Genomic DNA, 705 nt, shown 5'->3' with positions numbered 1-705 from the left:
TCCTTTCCAAAGACGAGGGGCCGGGAACGCGGTCTCCGGACGATGACGGAGTTCCCGGAGAATTTTATCACGGCTCGATAGGAATCGAAGTAGATGCGCCATGCAGTCCATGCCAGAAGGGAAACAGCCATGAAGGTAAAGATGAGCCCCGGCCACAGGGAGGGGATCAGGACGGATATCACGAAGAGGAGGAGGAAAACGAGGACGGCAAACGGCATCAGCACAAAGAAGCGAGGACTGGTATACTCCACGAACACGTCCTCCACCACCTCCCGACTGCCGTCTGCCGCCGTCCCGAGCCCGACCACGCCGTCCGGCGCGGCGTACCGCCGCCGACCGGTGCCGGCAGCTGCCGCGTTCGGGCACCAGCCGAGCTTCTTTCGGATATACTCCAGAAAGACCGTCATCAGGAAACCTCCAGCACTCGGGCTATCCGTTTGGGATCGTCCGTGTAGATCACAGCAATCCTCTTCTTCGTGGTCGTTATCACCAGGACCTGCAGGTAGCGGGTCCGCACGTAGGTGCGGTAGAAGAGCACCGGAAAGAAGATCGCGGCGGCAAGCCCGAAGATGAACCGCATGGAAGATGGATCTGAAAATCCAGCGTATATACTGCCGGCCGCCGATATGAAAAGCGCCGTGAACGCTGCCGTGAGAAGCCGGGGTGAGAGGGGAGGTCGGTTCTCCTTCACCTCCGCCTTCACGA

At 59.9% G+C, this 705-nt stretch carries 2 protein-coding genes; both read right to left on the bottom strand.

Annotated elements, in window-relative coordinates:
- Positions 1-407, bottom strand: a 407-nt coding sequence (locus ACI94_RS08820; RefSeq protein ID WP_286681323.1) for a DUF1673 family protein, incomplete at its 3' end; no start/stop codon positions are given.
- Positions 407-705 (bottom strand): hypothetical protein (locus ACI94_RS08815; RefSeq protein WP_286681322.1); only part of this gene is annotated, 299 nt, incomplete at its 5' end. The genes ACI94_RS08815 and ACI94_RS08820, both read right to left, overlap by 1 nt.

It is taken from the genome of Methanoculleus sp. DTU007 (assembly GCF_001512385.1).
Taxonomy (GTDB): domain Archaea; phylum Halobacteriota; class Methanomicrobia; order Methanomicrobiales; family Methanoculleaceae; genus Methanoculleus; species Methanoculleus thermophilus.
This window is presented reverse-complemented; position numbering and strand designations above follow the sequence as displayed.